At 67.6% G+C, this 17,744-nt stretch carries 15 protein-coding genes; 3 read left to right on the top strand and 12 right to left on the bottom strand.

The genetic code is table 11. The annotated features are described in order from the left end of the window. Nucleotides 1–50 precede the first annotated feature (50 nt). From VGK20_10185 to VGK20_10195, 3 genes are all read right to left on the bottom strand, one after another. Nucleotides 51–881, bottom strand: coding sequence for an isoprenylcysteine carboxylmethyltransferase family protein (locus VGK20_10185; protein ID HEY2774401.1), 831 nt, complete (start codon nt 879–881; stop codon nt 51–53). Then, nucleotides 878–1,531, bottom strand: a complete 654-nt coding sequence (locus VGK20_10190) for a YceI family protein (protein ID HEY2774402.1) — start codon at nt 1,529–1,531, stop codon at nt 878–880. The genes VGK20_10185 and VGK20_10190 overlap by 4 nt, the downstream gene beginning before the upstream one ends. A gap of 349 nt (nt 1,532–1,880) precedes the next feature. Further along, entirely contained in the window at nt 1,881–2,666 is a 786-nt protein-coding gene (locus tag VGK20_10195) for a helix-turn-helix transcriptional regulator (GenBank protein ID HEY2774403.1), read from the bottom strand. A gap of 106 nt (nt 2,667–2,772) precedes the next feature. Here VGK20_10195 and VGK20_10200 point away from each other — a divergent pair, with 106 nt between their 5' ends. Next, entirely contained in the window at nt 2,773–3,366 is a 594-nt protein-coding gene (locus VGK20_10200) for a class I SAM-dependent methyltransferase (protein HEY2774404.1), read from the top strand. A gap of 9 nt (nt 3,367–3,375) precedes the next feature. Here VGK20_10200 and VGK20_10205 read toward each other — a convergent pair whose 3' ends face one another. Continuing rightward, the gene (locus VGK20_10205; GenBank protein ID HEY2774405.1) at nt 3,376–4,395 is read right to left on the bottom strand and encodes a hypothetical protein; all 1,020 of its coding nucleotides are present in this window, start codon (nt 4,393–4,395) and stop codon (nt 3,376–3,378) included. On the opposite strand from VGK20_10205, the gene VGK20_10210 reads away from it, so the two are divergent. After that, the gene (locus VGK20_10210; protein HEY2774406.1) at nt 4,378–4,854 is read left to right on the top strand and encodes a hypothetical protein; all 477 of its coding nucleotides are present in this window, start codon (nt 4,378–4,380) and stop codon (nt 4,852–4,854) included. The two genes, VGK20_10205 and VGK20_10210, sit on opposite strands and share 18 nt — an antisense overlap. A gap of 33 nt (nt 4,855–4,887) precedes the next feature. Continuing rightward, nucleotides 4,888–5,409 carry a hypothetical protein gene (locus VGK20_10215; GenBank protein HEY2774407.1) on the top strand — a complete coding sequence of 174 codons (522 nt, stop codon included), beginning with the start codon at nt 4,888–4,890 and terminating at the stop codon, nt 5,407–5,409. Nucleotides 5,410–5,624: 215 nt separating this feature from the next. Here the strand turns inward: VGK20_10215 and carB are convergent, their stop codons facing one another. The 8 genes from carB to devC form a co-directional block, all read right to left on the bottom strand. Next, nucleotides 5,625–8,840: a carbamoyl-phosphate synthase large subunit gene (gene carB / locus VGK20_10220; GenBank protein ID HEY2774408.1), complete on the bottom strand. Its 3,216-nt coding sequence runs from the start codon at nt 8,838–8,840 to the stop codon at nt 5,625–5,627. 3 nt (nt 8,841–8,843) lie between these two features. Beyond that, the gene (carA, locus tag VGK20_10225; protein HEY2774409.1) at nt 8,844–10,046 is read right to left on the bottom strand and encodes a glutamine-hydrolyzing carbamoyl-phosphate synthase small subunit; all 1,203 of its coding nucleotides are present in this window, start codon (nt 10,044–10,046) and stop codon (nt 8,844–8,846) included. Further along, nucleotides 10,043–11,404, bottom strand: coding sequence for a dihydroorotase (locus VGK20_10230; protein ID HEY2774410.1), 1,362 nt, complete (start codon nt 11,402–11,404; stop codon nt 10,043–10,045). Before VGK20_10230 ends, carA begins: the two co-directional genes overlap by 4 nt. Nucleotides 11,405–11,436: 32 nt before the next feature. Further along, nucleotides 11,437–12,459: an aspartate carbamoyltransferase catalytic subunit gene (locus VGK20_10235; protein ID HEY2774411.1), complete on the bottom strand. Its 1,023-nt coding sequence runs from the start codon at nt 12,457–12,459 to the stop codon at nt 11,437–11,439. Then, nucleotides 12,446–12,997 (bottom strand): bifunctional pyr operon transcriptional regulator/uracil phosphoribosyltransferase PyrR, encoded by a 552-nt coding sequence (gene pyrR, locus VGK20_10240; GenBank protein HEY2774412.1) that lies wholly within the window; start codon nt 12,995–12,997, stop codon nt 12,446–12,448. Before pyrR ends, VGK20_10235 begins: the two co-directional genes overlap by 14 nt. A 391-nt stretch (nt 12,998–13,388) precedes the next feature. Then, complete coding sequence (locus VGK20_10245; GenBank protein HEY2774413.1) at nt 13,389–15,212, bottom strand: patatin-like phospholipase family protein; 1,824 nt, start codon at nt 15,210–15,212, stop codon at nt 13,389–13,391. Next, entirely contained in the window at nt 15,209–16,555 is a 1,347-nt protein-coding gene (locus VGK20_10250) for an ATP-binding cassette domain-containing protein (GenBank protein HEY2774414.1), read from the bottom strand. The genes VGK20_10245 and VGK20_10250 overlap by 4 nt, the downstream gene beginning before the upstream one ends. Beyond that, nucleotides 16,555–17,703, bottom strand: coding sequence for an ABC transporter permease DevC (gene devC, locus VGK20_10255; protein ID HEY2774415.1), 1,149 nt, complete (start codon nt 17,701–17,703; stop codon nt 16,555–16,557). The genes VGK20_10250 and devC overlap by 1 nt, the downstream gene beginning before the upstream one ends. Between the last annotated feature and the right edge of the window lie 41 nt (nt 17,704–17,744).

Genomic DNA, 17,744 nt, shown 5'->3' on the forward strand with positions numbered 1-17,744 from the left:
GCTCACCGAGGGCCCTGCGTCCCGCACGTTTCGGACGAACCGGAGCGGATTCACATCGGCTTTTCGCCGAAGTTGCAGCCCTCGGCCGGGGCAGACGCGGGGCCGGCTGCGCGCCCGAGGTCCGCCAGATCGGCAGGCCGGGAGCGCGGGACCCAGTACGGAACCCTCGAGCGGTAACGCTCGAAGCGCTCGCCGTAGAGAGCCAGGTAGCGTCGCTCCTTGTGGAGGGGGGCCAGCACGCAGTATCCCGTCCACGCGACGGCCACGATCAGGTGGTCGAGTGTCCAGACCGGAGCGGTCCACAGTATCAGCGCGAACGCGACATAGACGGGCTGCCTGACCCAGCGGAAGGTGCCGCGCGGCTCGAAAGCGGAGTAGCGCGGAGTTTTTCCCCGAACGACCGACCCCCAACCGAGATAGCCGGTCTGAACGCCGAGGCCGGCATCCATCATCGTTCGAAGCAGCAGCAGCCACGAAGCCGCGTAAGCGAGCGACGCGCCCGCAAGCGCGATGCCGCGAGGCGCCATCTGCCACGTCGACAACGGGGACCACAACACGAACGTCGCCAGCAACTGCCAGGCCGCGATCGTGGCGAATGTCGTCGTACCCAGAGCTGCGCCGAGGCCGGAAGGCGCAAGGCGCGCAAGAGCGCGCCGGCCGCCGCGCGACAACAACAGCGAGTGCAGCACGGGGAACTGCACGAGCAGCAGTGCATCGGCGGCGGCGCCAGCGCTGCCTTGCAACGTGCCGATGCCGACGCGCATGCCGGTGTAGAGCCCGGCAATCATCGACGCGACGGCGGCCGCGAACGACAGGTGGCACGCGATGCCCCACGCCAGCGCGACCCGGCGATGCGCGGGCGGCAATGATGTCGTGCTCACGAGGGCCGCCTTTGATCGCGCGAGAGCCCAGCGGCCGCGACTGCCGGCCAAGGCTGCTGCACGGCCGCAACGGCGGTGCTGATCCGCACGTGGCCGGTCACGTGGACGTCGTCCTCGACGCGGATGAGGCCCAGCACCGTCGGTGCTTCGAGCTGGAAATCCTTCAGAGACAGGTGCGCATCGGCATCGAAGGAAACATTCGGCCCCCTGGACTGCCAGTCGCTCACTGCGACGACCACGTCGCGCGAGACGCCGGCGATGACCACGACCCCATGGAGTTGTCCCTGCCCCCGCGCTGCGTCGGGATTGACGGCAGGAAACGATACGCGGATCGACGGCGCACGGTCGGCGTGCAGCATCTCGCGCATCTTTGCGTCGCGAGAGTCGTTGTCGGTGGTCATGCCGGAGACGGGAATGGAGAACTCGACGTCCCACGCACCTGCAGCGGCGGCCGGGTGCAGTGTCGTGGTCACGCGCGGCGCCTTGCCTTCGAAGTCGTGCAGCGAAGAGCTGCCGGCAAACGTGATGTCGCAGGTTGCCTGCGCAGAGCCGCTTTCCTGCGGTACTCCTTGTGGGACTCCTTGCGGGGCTTCCTGTGCGACGGAATCGCTGTGCGCACCGGCCGTGACCAGCAGGAGCGTGAGAAGCATCGCCGCACCGCGTGATGCCGGAACAAGACCTCCACCCATGGCGCATACCGATACGCGCAGCATGCATGCGCTTCAAGGGACGAAGTGAAAATATCTTCATTGCGTGCGCTGCGTATGCGCGCACAGCACGTGCACGAGCAGTCCGGTAATTCACTGCGCGATGCCGATTCCCGCGCGTGACAAATTCGCGCACTGCAAGGTTCACGAAGTCGTCATCCGATGCGCGGGACGAAATGCGCGCAATTTGCGGCAAAAGGCGACGGTGCCGTGGGCTCGATCACGCGCACGCAACTGCGCCCGTACGCTTGCTTCATCGTTCCGTCACGACGCGCACGGCCCGCAACGGACTTCACGCGTTGCGAAAATATTTTGCCGGAGTCGTTCCGAGATTTTCGCGAAACACCTGGATGAAGGCGCTCGTGCTGGCATAGCCGAGATGGACGGCGACCGTCGTGACGGAATCGCCGGCGCCGAGCCGTTCGAGCCCTCGCAGCAGGCGCAGCTGCTGGCGCCAGCGCATCAGCGTCATGCCGGTCTGCTGGGGAAACAGCCGCGCCAGGCTCCTCTCGCTGACAGCGGCCACGCGTGCCCAGGCGGCCGACTCGCGAGAGTCGGCGGGATCGGCCACGAGAGCATCGCAGATCTTTCGCAGCCTGGCATCGGACGGCATCGGCAGCTCCAGCGCGGATACACCGGCAGCCGAAAGCTCGTCGAACAGCACGGCCACGAGGCGACGTTGCCGCTGCTCGTCCAAGGCAGCGTCGGTCTCGGCAATCCGCGTCGCGATCTCGCGCAGCAGCGGCGAGACGCGCAGTACGCCGCAGCGCTTCGGCGCTGCGCTCGGAAGAACGCGCGCCGTGAAGTACAGCGTGCGCATGCGCACGCTGCCGGTCATCCGGATCGAGTGCACGACGCCGGGCGGAACCCACAGCGCACGCAAGGGCGGCACGACCCAGAGCCCGGACGAGGTCTGCACGGTCATCACGCCTTCGATGGCGTAGACGAGCTGGGCGCGGCGGTGGCGGTGGCGGGCCAGCACGTTGCCGTGCGCGAAATCGGCGGCGATTCCCGAAACGTCCCGTTTCTCGTCGCCGGCGGCGACGACCGGCGCTGCTGCCGCATCATCAACCTGCAATTTGCGCGGGCGCACCTTACGGGGCGACGCAATCTGGCGGGATCGCGGCATCTTTCGGCAGCATAGGGCAAGACGGCCCCCCGGCAAGCGCGAGACAATGCCACCCATGAACCGCTTTCATCGCTGGTACTGCCGTTCCTCCCATTGGCGCCGCACTGTGCGCGAGCGCCTGCTGCCGTGGGCCCTGGCCGGAGTGGATCTCGGTGAGCACGTGCTCGAGATCGGACCCGGTCCGGGCCTGACGACGGATGTGCTGCGCACCAGGGTCGCGCGCCTGACTGCCGTCGAGATCGACGCGCGGCTGGCTGCCGCGCTTGCACTGCGCACGCGCGGCACGAACGTCGTCGTGCACGAGGCCGATGCGACAGCGCTGCCGCTGGCCGATGGCTCGGTGACGGCAGTGGTCTGCTTCACGATGATGCATCACGTGCCGTCGCGAACGCTGCAGGACCACGTGCTCGCCGAGGCGGCAAGGGTGCTGGTTCCCGGTGGAACGTTTGCCGGATCGGACAGTACGGACAGCTGCTGGATGCGCATGATCCACCGCGGCGACACGCTGGTCGCGCTCGATCCGGCGACGTTCGCCGCGCGGCTTGCCAATGCAGGCTTCGTCGACGTGATGGTGAGCCGGGCGGCGGGCGCTTTCCGCTTTCGCGCGAGAAAGCCGCCCGCCACCCCTTCGCCGCAGGTAACGGCCTGAACAGACGGCTCAGCGACCCTGGCTGATTTCCCTTTCGGTCTGGTCGCCCTGCCCTTGCAGATCCTGCACCGCAGCGGCCGCGCGGTCGTCGGGCTGAGGGGGCGGGACTTCGCCCTGCGTTACCCCTGCGTCAGGAGCCTGCGGCAGACCCTCGCCGCCGGCAGCGAGACTCCTCAGCCCGTTGTCGATCTGCTCACGGAATCGGTTGTGCATCTCCTGCAGGTCGGCGACCTGCACGCGCGGCTTGGCGCTTACCGGGCAGTCGCCCTGCTTGCTCGCAGTGACTCGTACGCCGATCGCATTGTCGTCACCGGGCGTGTCGTCGAGGCGGCCGAGCACGTCCCCGGCTGTGAGCTCGCACTCCTGACCGTCGGGAGTCGGCACCGTCAGGCTGTCGGCGACGACGAACACCGAGATCGTCGGATCCAGCACCGGAAGCGCGACGGAGGATGCATCGGGCGGAGGCTGGTCAGGATACGAGGCAGCTTCGCGCTGCGCCTTCAGGTCGGCTTCGACCTGCGCGGCAATCGCCTGCTTGACCTCCGGGCTGAGTCGAACCGGGCCGCTCGACGGAGCGGGAGTGGGCTCGGGCTCGGCGGGCTGCGTCGCAGGCGGCGCCTGGTCGTAGCCCGGGGCAGCCGGCTGCTGGTAGTAGTCGGGTGCAGGAGCCTCAGGCGCATACACTGGCGGCGGTGCATAGGCCGCCTGCGACGCCGCGTACGCGAGCTGCAGGTTGGCCGCGAGCAGGTAGTCGGTCAGCCAGAAAGCCGCCGACGGATAGTAGGCCTCCGGCGCGAAATACCCTCCGTAGTAGCCGACCCACGGCGAGCCGTACCAACCCCAGTGATAGTAGACGTGCGACGGCCACGGATCGCATGCCCATCCGTAGAACCCGGAGTGGTAGTAATGCGCGGGCGCGTAGACGTAGTAGGGATGGTCGTGCCAGACCGACTCGCGATACGCGTAGGCGTACGTATGCCCGCCGTGCACGTACGTGCGCTGCACGTACTGATGGCCGTGGTTCGTCATGTAATTTCGTTCGGTGAAGCCATGGTCCCTTCCCATGCTGACGACGCGCTGCCGGCCCGTCGGGTCGCGCCGCTCGACGACGCGATCCTGGGGCTTGAGCCCGCGTCGAACCTCGACGCCGTTCTGGGCGCGGATCTCTCGAACGCGGCCGCGATTGTCCGATCGTACTTCGTTGCCTTTTACCTGCGCGACCCTGCGCTCGGGCTGGCGGACACGACCCGCGGCCTGGGCGTTGTCGCGCTCGCCGCGGCGGGTCGGCTCGCCGGGAGTACCGTTTTCCCCGAGATGCTGCCCGCGCTCGCGACCCGTCGGACTCGCGTTGTCGGTGCCACGGTGGCCGTGCTCGACATCGGCGCCGCGCTCCTGGCCGCGCGCGCCGCGTTCCTGTCCAACGGCCCCGCGCTGTTGGCCCGCACCGCCCTCCTGTCCAACCGCGCCGCGCTGCTGGCCGTGCGTTGAGCGGTCGTTGTTTCGTCCGCGCTCGTCCTGCAGTTGCTGCGCCTGTCCGCCGTGTTTCTCGCCGCGGTTATCGAATCCCTGCGCCGCGCCGGCTTCGTGTCCGCCGCGGTCGGCGCCTCCCTGCCCATGCATCTGCTGGCCGTGCTGGCGCTGCTCCGGGAACTGCTGCTGCTGGGGAACCGCCTGGCGATGCTCCTGCCGCTGCTCGGGAAACTGCTGCTGCTGCGGATAGGCCTGGCGATGGTCGGGGAACTGCTGAGGGGCGTGCGGCTGGAAAGCCGGGCGCTCGTGAACCTGGGGCTGCCCTCCGAAGGTCTGCTGGTGCTGGGGCGGGGCCGAGAAACCGCCTCCGCGGGGCGCAGCGGGCGCGGGTTGCCCGAACTGCGGCGCCTGGTGCTGGCCGCCGCCGCCCCCCCCACCCCCCTGCTGTTTCGGGTGCTCCGGCGCGTTCTGCACCGCTTGCGGGTGCTGTGCGAAGGCCGCGCAGGGGACCGCCAGCAAGGCGGCGACGGCGGCGATCGACACAAAGGGTCCAAAACAGGCGCGGCGGGTTGATTCCGACATTCCAGCCTCCGGGAAATCCTGCTCAGAGCAGATGGTTCCGTTGCGTCTTCGAGTCCGTTCCTGCGGATCCTGGCCTTTTGCCTGGCGTCCGCGGGGACAGCGTCATTCTGCCGCCTGGGTGGGGCACGCCGATAGAGACGCAAGTCACGGTTGGAAATTCTGTTGGAACGCAGGGGCTCCTTCAACCCGACCGCCGGGCATTCGCCTCAGGTCCACTTCCCCGCGTGGAAATCCTGCAATGCGGTCACTTTGATGCCGTCCCGACTGCGCAGCAGCACGCCTTCGGCCGCCGCGGCCGCGCCGGCGATCGTCGTGAAGTACGGTGTCGCCGTCTCCAGCGCTGCGCGTCGCATCGAGAAGGAGTCCTGTACGCTCTTCGGGTCTCCTACCGTGTGCAGCACGAGCTGCACCTTGCCGCCGCGAATCGCGTCCACCGTGTGAGGTCCGCCTTCGTAGACTTTGTTGACGCGGGCGCATTCGAGCCCGAGGCTCTCGAGATCCTCGGCAGTGCCGTTCGTTGCCATCAGCGTCATGCCGGCCTCGACGAGGCGGCGCGAGACACGCCCGATTCTTTCGCGGTCTTCGGGACGCACCGTCACGAGTGCACAACCGGAGCCAGGGAGGCGGTTGCCGGCAGCCTCTTCCGCTTTCGCGAACGCGATGCCGAAGCGGCGGTCGATGCCCATGACTTCGCCGGTCGATCGCATCTCGGGTCCGAGCAGCGTGTCGACGCCGGGGAACTTGAGGAACGGGAACACCGCTTCCTTGACCGACGTGTACGTGGGGATCCGCTCGGCGGTAAAGCCGAGGGCCTCGAGAGTTTCGCCTGCCATCGCGCGCGCGGCCAGCTTGGCCAGCGGCACGCCGATCGCTTTCGAAACGAACGGAACGGTGCGCGAAGCGCGCGGATTGACCTCGAGCACGTAAATGAGGTCGCCGACGATCGCGAACTGCACGTTCATCAGGCCGCAGACGCCGAGCTCGCGCGCCATCGCGACGGTCTGGTGGCGGATCTCGTCCTGCAGCTCGCGGCTGAGCGACCACGGCGGCAGCGAGCAGGCACTGTCGCCCGAGTGCACGCCGGCCTGCTCGATGTGCTCCATGATGCCGCCGATCACGACCTGGTGACCGTCGGAGATTGCGTCGACGTCGACTTCGATCGCGTGATCGAGGAACTTGTCGATGAGCACCGGATGGTCGGGCGAGCTGCGCATCGCGTTCTCCATGTAGCGGCGCAGGTGATCGAACTCGTGGACGATCTCCATCGCGCGGCCGCCGAGCACATACGACGGGCGCACGAGCACGGGCAGCCCCAGCTCGCGTGCGACCTTCTCGGCCTCGCCGACAGTGCGCGCCGTGCCGGCCGGCGGCTGGCGCAGGCCGAGCGCATCGAGAGCGGCATGGAAGCGCTCGCGATCCTCGGCGCGGTCGATCGCATCCGGCGATGTGCCGATGATCGGCACTCCTTCGGCTTCCAGGGCCTTGGCCAGCTTGAGCGGAGTCTGGCCGCCGAACTGCACGATCACCCCTTGAGGTTTCTCGCGAGCGACGATTGCAAGCACGTCTTCGAGAGTCAGCGGCTCGAAGTAGAGGCGGTCGGAGGTGTCGTAGTCCGTCGAGACCGTCTCCGGGTTGCAGTTGACCATGATCGCTTCGTAGCCGGCGTCCTTCAGCGCGAACGCCGCATGCACGCAGCAGTAGTCGAACTCGATGCCCTGGCCGATGCGGTTGGGGCCTCCGCCGAGGATGACGATTTTACGGCGCGACGACGGGGGCGCTTCGTCTTCCTCCTCGTACGTCGAATAGAGGTACGGGGTGTACGCGACGAACTCGGCCGCGCAGGTGTCCACCATCTTGTAGACGGGCGTGATGCCGTCCTTCAGGCGCCTGGTGCGCACGGCCTTCTCGCCGGTGTTCAGCAGCGCGGCCAGTCGCCGGTCGGAAAACCCCCACTGCTTGGCCAGGCGAAGCGCATCGGAAGGCACCTGCGCCAGGCCGCCGTGCCCGGCAAGCTCGCCTTCCATCGCGACGATCTGCCGGATGTTCTCGAGGAACCACGGGTCGATCTTCGTCTTGTCGAACAGTTGCCCGACGCTCGCACCGCGGCGGAAGGCCTCGGCGAGGAACCAGAGGCGCTGCGAGTTCGGCACGCAGATCCTCGCGTCGAACTCGCCGTCGCCGACGGGGTCGGGCGACTCGAAGCCGTGGCTGCCGATCTCCAGCGAGCGCACCGCCTTCTGCAGGCTTTCCTTGAACGTGCGGCCGATCGCCATCACTTCGCCGACCGAGCGCATCTGCGATGTCAGCCGGTCCTCGGCTCCCTTGAACTTCTCGAACGTGAAGCGCGGGATCTTCGTGACGACGTAGTCGATGCTCGGCTCGAAGCTGGCCGGCGTCTCGCGCGTGATGTCGTTGCGGATCTCGTCGAGCGTGTAGCCGACGGCGAGCTTGGCGGCGATCTTCGCGATCGGGAAGCCGGTGGCCTTGGACGCCAGCGCCGAGGAGCGCGACACGCGCGGGTTCATCTCGATGACGACCATGCGGCCGTTGTCCGGATGCACGGCGAACTGGATGTTGCTGCCGCCGGTATCGACGCCGATCTCGCGGATGATCGCGAGCGAGGCATCGCGCATGATCTGGTATTCCTTGTCGGTCAGCGTCTGCGCCGGTGCCACCGTGATGCTGTCGCCGGTGTGCACGCCGAGGGGATCCAGGTTCTCGATCGAGCAGACGATGACGACGTTGTCCTTGCGGTCGCGCATCACCTCGAGCTCGAACTCTTTCCAGCCTTCGATCGACTCCTCGACGAGCGCCTCGTGGATCGGGGAAAGATCGAGCGCCCACGCAAGGTGCTGCTCGTACTCCTCGGCCGTCTTGGCGATGTTCGCTCCCATGCCGCCGAGCGTGCGCGAGGGCCGGATGATCACCGGCAGGCCGATCTCGGCGACGACCCTGCGGCCGTCGTCCATGCTGCGCACGTAGCCGCTGCGCGGTAGATCCAGGCCGATCGAGCCCATCGCGGCCTTGAACAGGTTGCGGTCCTCGGCCTTCTTGATCGCCTCGATGTTCGCGCCGATCAGCTTGACGCCGAAGCGGTCGAGCACTCCGCGCTCGTGGACCTCGAGCGTAAGGTTGAGCGCGGTCTGCCCGCCCATCGTCGGCAGCAGAGCATCGGGCCGTTCGGCTTCGATGATCGCCTCGAGCGCATCGGCCGTCATCGGCTCGATGTACGTGCGGTCGGCGAAGTCCGGATCCGTCATGATCGTGGCCGGGTTCGAGTTGATCAGGATGACCTTAAAGCCTTCTTCCTTCAGCGCCTTGCAGGCCTGGGTTCCCGAATAATCGAACTCGCAGGCCTGGCCGATGACGATCGGGCCGGCGCCGACGATGAGGATGCTCTTGATGTCGTCTCTTTTGGGCACTGCTCAGCTCGCTTGCTCGGGATGGCGGTCGCTGCGGGCCTCGATTTCGCCCTCGATGCCGCTTTTGGAGCGCGTCTTCATCGATTCGACGAAACGGCCGAACAGCGGCTCGGCGTCGTGGGGGCCGGGCGAAGCCTCGGGGTGGTACTGCACCGAGAAGATCGGCAGCTCGCGGTGCGCGAAGCCTTCGACGGTGCGGTCGTTCAGGTTGACGTGCGTGACTCTCAGGGCCGGCGGCATCGAGGATTCGTCGACGGCAAAGCCGTGGTTCTGCGACGTGATCGAGACCCGGCCCGTATCGACTTCGAGCACCGGCTGGTTGCCGCCGTGGTGGCCGAACTTCATTTTGTACGTCGTCGCCCCGAGAGCCAGCGCGAGGATCTGGTGGCCGAGGCAGATGCCGAAGGTCGGCATCGTCGGCGCAAGCTCGGCGACGACGTCGATCGCACCGCGTACCGCGTCAGGATCGCCGGGTCCGTTCGAAAGGAACAGGCCGTCGGCGCCGAGCTCGCGGATCTGCGCGGCGCCGCTGCCGGCCGGCACCACGAGCACGCGACATCCGCTGGCGACCAGGCTGCGCGCGATGTTGAGCTTGAGACCGTAGTCGAACGCGACGACGAGCGGCCCCCGCCCGCTTCCGGTTTGTCCGGGCCGCAGCAGCGTGCCCTCGGCGTAACCTTTCTCGAGGTCCCAGGTCCCGCCGGTCCAGCGATAGCGCGACTTCGTGCTCACTGCCGTGGCCAGGTCCTGCCCGACGAGGCTTGCGCGCGATGCCGCCTCGCGCACGAGAGCGGCCTCGTCGACCTCGCCGGTGGCCATCACGGCCTGCTGGGCGCCGTGGTCGCGGATGTGGCGCACCAGCGCACGCGTGTCGATCCACTCGACGCCGACGATCGCGTTGTCCTTCATATACTCGCCGAGGGACTTCTCGGCGCGCCAGTTGCTCGGCGTGTCCCAGTATTCCTTGACGACGAAGCCGCTGAGGTATGGGCGCGACGATTCGACGTCCTCCTGGTTGATCCCGACGTTGCCGATCTCGGGGTACGTCATCACGACGATCTGCCCGTCGTAGGACGGGTCCGTCAGGATTTCCTGGTAACCCGACAGCGAAGTGTTGAAGACGACTTCGCCTCCCGCCTTGCCTTCGGCGCCGAAGCCGCGTCCGCGAAATACCCGGCCGTCGGCCAGGGTGATGGTTGCCTTCACCTTGCGTCCTCCCACACCACGGTCCCGCCGACCAGCGTCCAGACCGCCTTTCCCTTGAGCTTCCAGCCTTCGAACGGCGTGTTACGACTCTTCGTCGCCATCGCGTCGGCGTGCAGCGTCCATTCGCGCTCCGGATCGAAGACGACGATGTCGGCCACCGCGCCCACCGCCAGGCTTCCGCGCCCGATTCCGAGCACCCGCGACGGCCGCACCGACATCGCATCGATCATGCGGCCGAGGTCGATGCAGCCGCGCCGCACGAGCTCGAGCGAAAGAGGCAGCATCGTCTCCAGTCCGACGATGCCGAAGGCCGCCTTGTCGAACTCGCAGACCTTCTCGTCGCGGTGATGCGGCGCATGATCGGTTGCGATCGCATCGATCGTGCCGTCGGCCAGCCCGCGGCGGACCGCCTCGACGTCGCCCACGCTGCGCAGCGGCGGCTTCATCTTGGCATTCGTGTTGTAGGACTCGACGGCCGTGTCGTCGAGGATGAAGTGGTGCGGCGTCGCTTCGGCCGTCACGTCCAGGCCTTCGGCCTTGGCGCGCCGGACCATCTCGACGGCCTCGGCGCACGAAATGTGCGCGATGTGCAGCCGGCCTTTCGACGTCCTGAGCAGCTCGATGTCGCGCGCCACCATCACCGACTCGCCCGCCGACGGCATGCCCTTGAGCCCGAGGCGCACCGACATGCCGCCCTCGTGCATCACGGCGCCGCAGCAAAGTCCCGGGTCTTCCTCGTGCACGATCACCGGCAGGTGGAACATGCGCGCGTACTCGAGCGCGCGCCGCATCAACGCACTGTCGACGACCGGCATGCCGTCGTCGGACACGGCGACGATGCCGGCTTCGACCATCTCGCCGAACTCGGCCATGCGCTCGCCGGCAAGCCCTACCGAGACCGCGCCGATCGGGAAAACGTTCGCGAAACCTGCTTTTCGTGCCTTCTCGAGGATGTACTGCGTGACCGCGGCGTTGTCGTTGACCGGATCGGTGTTGGCCATGCAGGCCACCGAGGTGACCCCGCCGGCCACTGCCGCGCGACAGCCGGTCTCGATCGTCTCCTTGTACTCGAATCCGGGCTCGCGAAGGTGGACGTGCATGTCGACGAAGCCCGGCGCGACGATGAGGCCGCTCGCATCGAGGACCGGCGTCTCTTCGCTCATGCCCGGCATTGCGAGCTGGGCCGGATCGAGGCTGCCCGGCTCGCCGATGGCGGAAATGCGGCCGTTCTCGACCAGAACATCGTAGCGACCGTCGCGGCCGCCGGCCGGATCGATGACGCGCCCGCCGCGGATGAGCAGCGCTGCAGGCGCAGGGCGGGTGTTTCGCGACGTCGCGATGGCATTCGAGTTGGGCATCGATCGTCGTTCCTGTTCGCCGGATGGCGCCGTCATCGCACCGCCACCCTGGCCGGCGGCGCGCTCGCCGCCAGCGGCCCTTCGGCCGGCGCGACGGTCGTCTGCGAGATCTCGCTGCCGCGCATGCCGTCGGCACCGGGCACCAGCAGCTGGTAGAGCAGCGCCATCCGCAGCGCCACTCCGTTGGCCACCTGGCTCATGATGACCGAATACGGCCCGTCGGCGACTTCGCTGGCGATCTCGATTCCGCGATTGATCGGCCCGGGGTGCAGGATGATGACGTCGGGACTCGCCTTGCGCGCCACTTCGGCAGTGAGGCAGTAGTAGCGCGCGTACTCGTTGAGCGACGGGAAGTAGTTTCCGGTCTGCCGCTCGCGCTGGATGCGCAGCATCATGATCACGTCGGCGCCTTCGACGGCGCGTCCGACGTCGTAGAACAGCTCGGCTCCGAAGCTGCGGAATTCTTCGGGAAGCAGCGTCGGCGGGCCGCAAAGCCGCACCTTCGCACCGAGGGTCCTCAGCGCGTACAGGTTCGAGCGGGCCACGCGCGAATGCAGGATGTCGCCGATGATCGTGACGACGAGGTCTTTCCACGCGATCTGCTTGCGCTGGCGGATCGTCAGGAGGTCGAGCAGCGCCTGCGTGGGATGCTCGTGGCTGCCGTCGCCGGCGTTGATGATCGAGCACTCGACCACGCCGGCGAGGAATCGCGCAGCGCCGGAGGCCGGATGGCGCACGACGATGCAGTCGGGCGACATCGCCGCGAGGTTGCGCGCCGTATCTTCCAGCGTCTCGCCCTTGGTCATGCTCGAGGACGACGTCGAGATGTTCACGGCGTCGGCCGAAAGGCGCTTGGCGGCGATCTCGAACGACGTGCGCGTGCGGGTGCTGTTTTCGACGAAGAGGTTGACGACGGTCTTTCCGCGCAGCGTCGGCAGCTTCTTCACTTCGCGCCGCGACACCTCGACCAGCGATTCGGCCGTGTCGAGCAGCAGCGTGATGTCTTCGGCGGAAACGTTCTCCAGGCCGAGCAGGTGACGACTACGCAGAGCCATTGGCCGCCTCCTCGATGCGCACGGCATCGTTCTGGCCGAACTCCGAGAGCTCGACGCGAACTTTCTGGGAGCGCGAAGTCGGAACGTTCTTCCCGACGTAGTCGGCACGAATGGGCAGTTCGCGGTGGCCGCGGTCGACGAGCACGGCAAGCTGCACGGTCGCCGGGCGACCGAAGTCGATCAGCGCATCCAGCGCCGCGCGGATCGTGCGGCCGGTGTAGAGCACGTCGTCGACGAGCACGACCTTGCGATCGGTGAGATCGAACGGGATCTCGGTCGGCTCCATGCGCGCGGTGGCCCCGAGCCGTCCACCGTCGTCGCGATACAGCGTGATGTCGATGGCTCCGACGCGCGGAGGAGCCTCGATGCCCTCGATTCGCGCGACCGCTTCGGCGATGCGCCGGGCCAGCGGAACACCGTTGGTATGGATGCCGACGAAGCGAACGTCGCGGCCGCCGCCGTTGCGCTCGACGACCTCGTGCGCGATGCGGACGAGCGCGCGCCGCACTCCCGCCTCGTCGAGCACTTCGACCGCCACGTCAGGGCCTGTCCCGCCGGCCGGGCGCGAAAAAAAACCCCGGCGCCGCAGCGTCGAGGTTCGCGCATCCGGATCTCGGCCGGGGTCCGGCCGTGGTCACCACCTGCTTCAAGTTCGCACCCTTCCCGGCCTCTCAGGGCCGGATTAAAGAGCCAATCGGCGCTCTCGGCGCCGCCGGCAGCCCGTTGCTGCCATCCGCGCTGATACGGGAGCCGGTTGTTCGTGTCAACGTCGTCCAGCGCCGCCGGATGCCGTTATGCAGCACAGCGACGGCGCTGATCCCCGCAGGCACCGCTGCGGCCAGTCCCAAGCCAGCGACCTTGCATCCGTTTCGATCCAGCGGCCCGCGCGCGGCGCGCCGCCGCCGGGTGCGGCTCGCCGGAGCAGCCGTTCAGTCCTGCCGCGACGCCTCCGAGGCCTTCCATGTCTCGATTTCCTCCTTGGCGTAGCGGTAGCCCGCATCGACGATGCGGTCGAACGCCTTGAGGTCCATCATGCCGAACTCGCGCACCGGCGGAGCCAGCAGAAGGTCGGCGCGCCTTCCCATCTCGCGCACGCGCGACATCGTTCCGATCTCGGTCGCTTTCAGCGTCAGCGTCATCAGCGTCGGCACGCGGTACTTGCGCGCGAACGGCAGCAGGCGCCCGCGGATCACTGCCCACGGCGACGGCATCCGGCTGTACGGCACCGTGTATTTCCTCTGCGACGACAGGTCGACGGCCACGATGCGGCCGACCGGCTTGGTCTGCATGATGTCCACCGGCATGTTGTTGATGACCGCTCCGTCCACGGCGAGCTGTCCGTCGACGACAGCCGGCGGCATCACCCCCGGCATCGACGTGCTCGCGCGCAGCGCGTCGGGCAGCGAGCCCGACTCGTGCACGTTGACCGAGCCGTCGTCGAGGTTGCAGGAGACCGCGAACATCGGGATCGGCAGGTCTTCGACGCGGCCGGGCAGGTACGTCTCGAGCATGCGCTCGAGCCTGCGGCCGCGAAGCAGCGCGATCAGCGGGAACGTGAAGTCGCCGAAGGGATTGGTCCGCGCGAATGCTTCGCGCACGGTCGCAATCGCCTCGTCGGGCGTCCATCCCTTGGCCAGGCACGCTCCCATGACCGCACCCATGCTGGTGCCGCCGATCCAGTCGGTGCGGATCCCCGCCTCGCACAGCGCTTTGTAGACGCCGAGGTGCGCAAAGCCGCGCGCGGCACCGGCAGCCAGCACGAGGCCGACGGCGTTGCCCGACAGGATCCTCGCGATGCGGTCGAGCTCGTCGTCGCAATCGGACCGCACGTGGAGATGAACGTCGATGCGGCGGCGGGCGAGCCACGCGCCGGTGCCGACGATCGGCCTGGACTTGTCGCCCTGCAGCAGCACCAGCATGCGGCGCGCGTTGGAGGATGCGGTGGCTTCGTCCAGGTCGGACTCGTCGCTGCGGATCGTCGGGTCGCTCGAAGCCTCGGCGACGTAGACCACGATGTCCGACTGCTGGATCGCGTAGACCGTCCACGGCGTCGACACCATCTCGCAGTCGTAAAGCAGGAACCGGTTGGCGCTCTCCTGGTCGTAAAGCCACTGGCGAAGACCCGGCGACAGCTGCCCGGCCGCTTCGAGCCTGTCCACCGGTGCGCCGAGGGATCCGAGCTCGCCCGGCGACACCGCCAGCGTAGCGCCGAAACGCGAGAGCCCGTCGCGCAGCTGGTGCACGAAGCGACGAAGGTGCTCGGAGGCACCGATCGGGATCACCGAGATCGTGCGGAAGCGCCTCGATGCCGGCGCCACCCTGGCCGTGCGGTCCCTGAGCACCCGCGCCATGCGGCGCGCCAGCGTCATCACCACCGCCGGATGGATGCGCGCGAGAGCCTCGAGCTCCGCCGGGCCGACTTCGAAGAGCTGGCTGGTGCGGATCGCGCGCACGTCAGCGCTTCGCGGTGCCCCGGTCAGCAGGCTGATCTCGCCGACGCTGCGGCCGGGTTCGATCTCGCCGAGCCGGGTGGCCGGGCTTCCTTCGGGCGCGCCCTCCGGCGTCATCCAGACTTCGAGGCGGCCTCGAGTCAGGAAGAACAGCGAGCCGCCGGGATCTCCCTGGCGGCACAGCCATTGGCCGCCGTCGAGCTCGATCACGCGCAGCCTGGATAGCACTTCGTCGAGCTCGTCGCTGCCCTCGCCGAAGTACATCTCGAAGAGCTGGCGTACCTTGCCGTCGGGCTCGCTCATGTGGCCGCCTGCTGCGCCGGAGTCGTTCCGGTTGCCAGGGACTCCAGCGTTTCCAGGATGACGCCGATCGACTCGATGAAGTGTTCGAAGCGCTTTTCGTCCTCGGCGTCGAACGGCCGGCCGTCCTTGCGATTGAGGAGCTGCGCGACGCCGAACACTTCGCCGCGGCGGTTCTTCAGCGGGATGCAAAGGATGGTGCGGGTGCGAAAGCCCGATCTCAGGTCGACGTCGCGGTTGAAGCGGGGATCCGCGTACGCATCGTCGACGCGGATCGACTTTCCGCTCTCGGCCGATGACCCCGCAATCCCGCTCCCGATCGGAATTCGCACGACGATGTCCTCGGGCAAGTCCTGGGCTACGCGCAGCCGGAGCGTCTTGCGCCCGGCCTCCACCACGAAGAGCGACGCGCGCTCGGCGTCGAGCAGCTGGCCGAACTTGCGCGTGAACGCGAACAGGCCCTGCTCGAGCATGCTCTGGAACGCGGCGTCGCTGGCCAGCGCCGTCGCTTCCATGAAGCGCTGCGATTCGTCGGTGAGCTGCTGCAGGAGCTCGCGGAACCCTTTCTCGTCGAGCCGGTCGACGACGCTGTCGAGGGACTGGCGCTGCCGGTTTTCGGCCAGCGTCTTCATCATCAGCTGGTTGTTCGCGATGACCGCATCGGTGAACGTCGACAGCCGGCCGTCCTCGAGGTGGACGATGCGGTCGGCGACGTCGAGGATGCGGTTGTCGTGGGTCACCAGCAGGATCGTCGTGCCTTTCTCCTTGGCCAGCGTCTTGATCCGGTCGACGACCTCGCGCCCGGACTCCTTGTCCAGAGACGCGGTGGGCTCGTCGGCGAGCAGGATGTCGGGCTGGGACGCCAGGGCCCTGGCGATGGCGACTCTCTGGCGCTGGCCGCCCGAGAGCTGCTCGCCCTTGTAGTGCAGGCGCTCGCCCAGGCCGACCGCGTGCAGCATGTCGACCGCGATCCTGTTCTCTTCGGCCGGGGAGTAGCGCTGTGTCACGCGCAGGCCGAGCTCGACGTTCTGCACCGCGGTCAGGGCCTGCAGCAGGTTGTGCTGCTGGAAAATGAATCCGATGCGCCGGCGCGCCCTCTCCAGCGCGGCAGCGCCTGCCCCGCACAACTCTTCGCCGAGGATGCGCACGCTTCCTTCCCGGGCCGACCGCAGCGCACCGACCAGCGTGAGCATCGTCGTCTTGCCGGAGCCGGACGGACCGGTGACGATCACGATCTCGCCGCGCGGGATCTCCGTCGAGATGTCGAACAGGATCTGCTTGCGCAGGACGCCCTTGCCGAAGGCGTGGTTGAGGTTGCGTACGACGATGGGCGCTTCGGCGCTCATCAGAACACGTCCGCGGGGTCGAGGCGCCGCACCTTTCGCACCGCCAGAAGCCCGGAGATCGCGCACATCGCGAGCGTCAGGACGAGGACCGCCGCGGCCCGCCCGGCCGTGATGTGCAGCGGCATCATCGTCGCGGACGCCGCCGCGCCGTAGAGGAAATAGACAGCGACCTGTCCGGGGATGTAGCCGAGCACGCCGAGGATCGCCGCCTGCTGGATCACGATGCCCGAGACGAAGCGATTCGGGTAGCCCATCGCGCGCAGCGTGCCGTACTCCCGCAGGTGCTCGGAGACGTCGGCGAACAGGATCTGGTAGACGATGATGGCCCCGACGACGAAACCCATCACCGCGCCGAACGCGAAGATGTAGCCGACGGGGGTCGCCGAGTTCCAGTAGTCGATCTCGTGCTGGACGAACTCGGCCTTGGTCAGGACGAAGATGTCCTTCGGCAGCAGCTTCTCGATCTTCTCCCTCACGGCGACCGGGTCGGACCCCGGCTTCAGCTTGATCAGCCCGAGCTCGATGTCGTTGCGCGAGCGCGTGGGAAACAGCCGAAGCCAGTTGTCCTCGCTCGTGATGATGTTGCCGTCGATTCCGAACGACGGTCCCATCTCGAAGAGGCCGACCACCTTGATCTGCCGGTCGTTGAGCTCGGCCTGCAGGGGATGGGCCGGGTCGAAGGTGGCCGCTACCGGGCCGAATTCCGGCCGGGAGTGGTCGTCGAACAGCAGCACGTCCTCCTTGTCGAGCAGCTTGCGCCCCTCGCGAAACCCTTTCGTGTCGAGGAGGTCGTCCTCCGGGTGGATGCCGAAGATCGTGATCGCACGATGCTCGTTGTTCCACGGGTTCTTCCAGATTCCGGGCGCGATCCACACGGGGCTGACCCGCTCGACTTCGCTCACGCCAAGCGCTTCGTAGAGACGCCGGATCGAGAACGGCTCGGGCCGGACGATGAAGATGCTGTTGTGGCTGAATAGCGCGATGTCGTAGTCGAGTCGCTCGTGGTAGCGCACGGCGCTCTCGAACAGGGCCGAACGGAAGCCGAGCTGCATCATGATCAGCAGCACGGCGAAGCCGATGCCGGAGACGGCCACCAGCAGTCGCATCGGGCTGTGACGAAGCTGGAGCCAGCCGAGCGGAAGCCTCACGGTCGCTTCATCCGGTCACTCTCGCTGCCAGCCGCATCCTT

Source organism: Candidatus Binatia bacterium, assembly GCA_036493895.1.
GTDB lineage: Bacteria > Desulfobacterota > Binatia > UBA1149 > CAITLU01 > DATNBU01.

Excerpts from the sequence above, each read along its gene's own strand:
- VGK20_10200 (HEY2774404.1), top strand. The coding sequence starts at position 2,773 with ATGAACCGCTTTCATCGCTGGTACTGCCGTTCCTCCCATTGGCGCCGC.
- VGK20_10190 (HEY2774402.1), bottom strand. The coding sequence starts at position 1,531 with ATGCTTCTCACGCTCCTGCTGGTCACGGCCGGTGCGCACAGCGATTCC.
- VGK20_10250 (HEY2774414.1), bottom strand. The coding sequence starts at position 16,555 with ATGAGCGCCGAAGCGCCCATCGTCGTACGCAACCTCAACCACGCCTTC.
- VGK20_10205 (HEY2774405.1), bottom strand. The coding sequence starts at position 4,395 with ATGACGAACCACGGCCATCAGTACGTGCAGCGCACGTACGTGCACGGC.
- VGK20_10230 (HEY2774410.1), bottom strand. The coding sequence starts at position 11,404 with ATGCCCAACTCGAATGCCATCGCGACGTCGCGAAACACCCGCCCTGCG.
- VGK20_10235 (HEY2774411.1), bottom strand. The coding sequence starts at position 12,459 with ATGGCTCTGCGTAGTCGTCACCTGCTCGGCCTGGAGAACGTTTCCGCC.
- VGK20_10245 (HEY2774413.1), bottom strand. The coding sequence starts at position 15,212 with ATGAGCGAGCCCGACGGCAAGGTACGCCAGCTCTTCGAGATGTACTTC.
- VGK20_10210 (HEY2774406.1), top strand. The coding sequence starts at position 4,378 with ATGGCCGTGGTTCGTCATGTAATTTCGTTCGGTGAAGCCATGGTCCCT.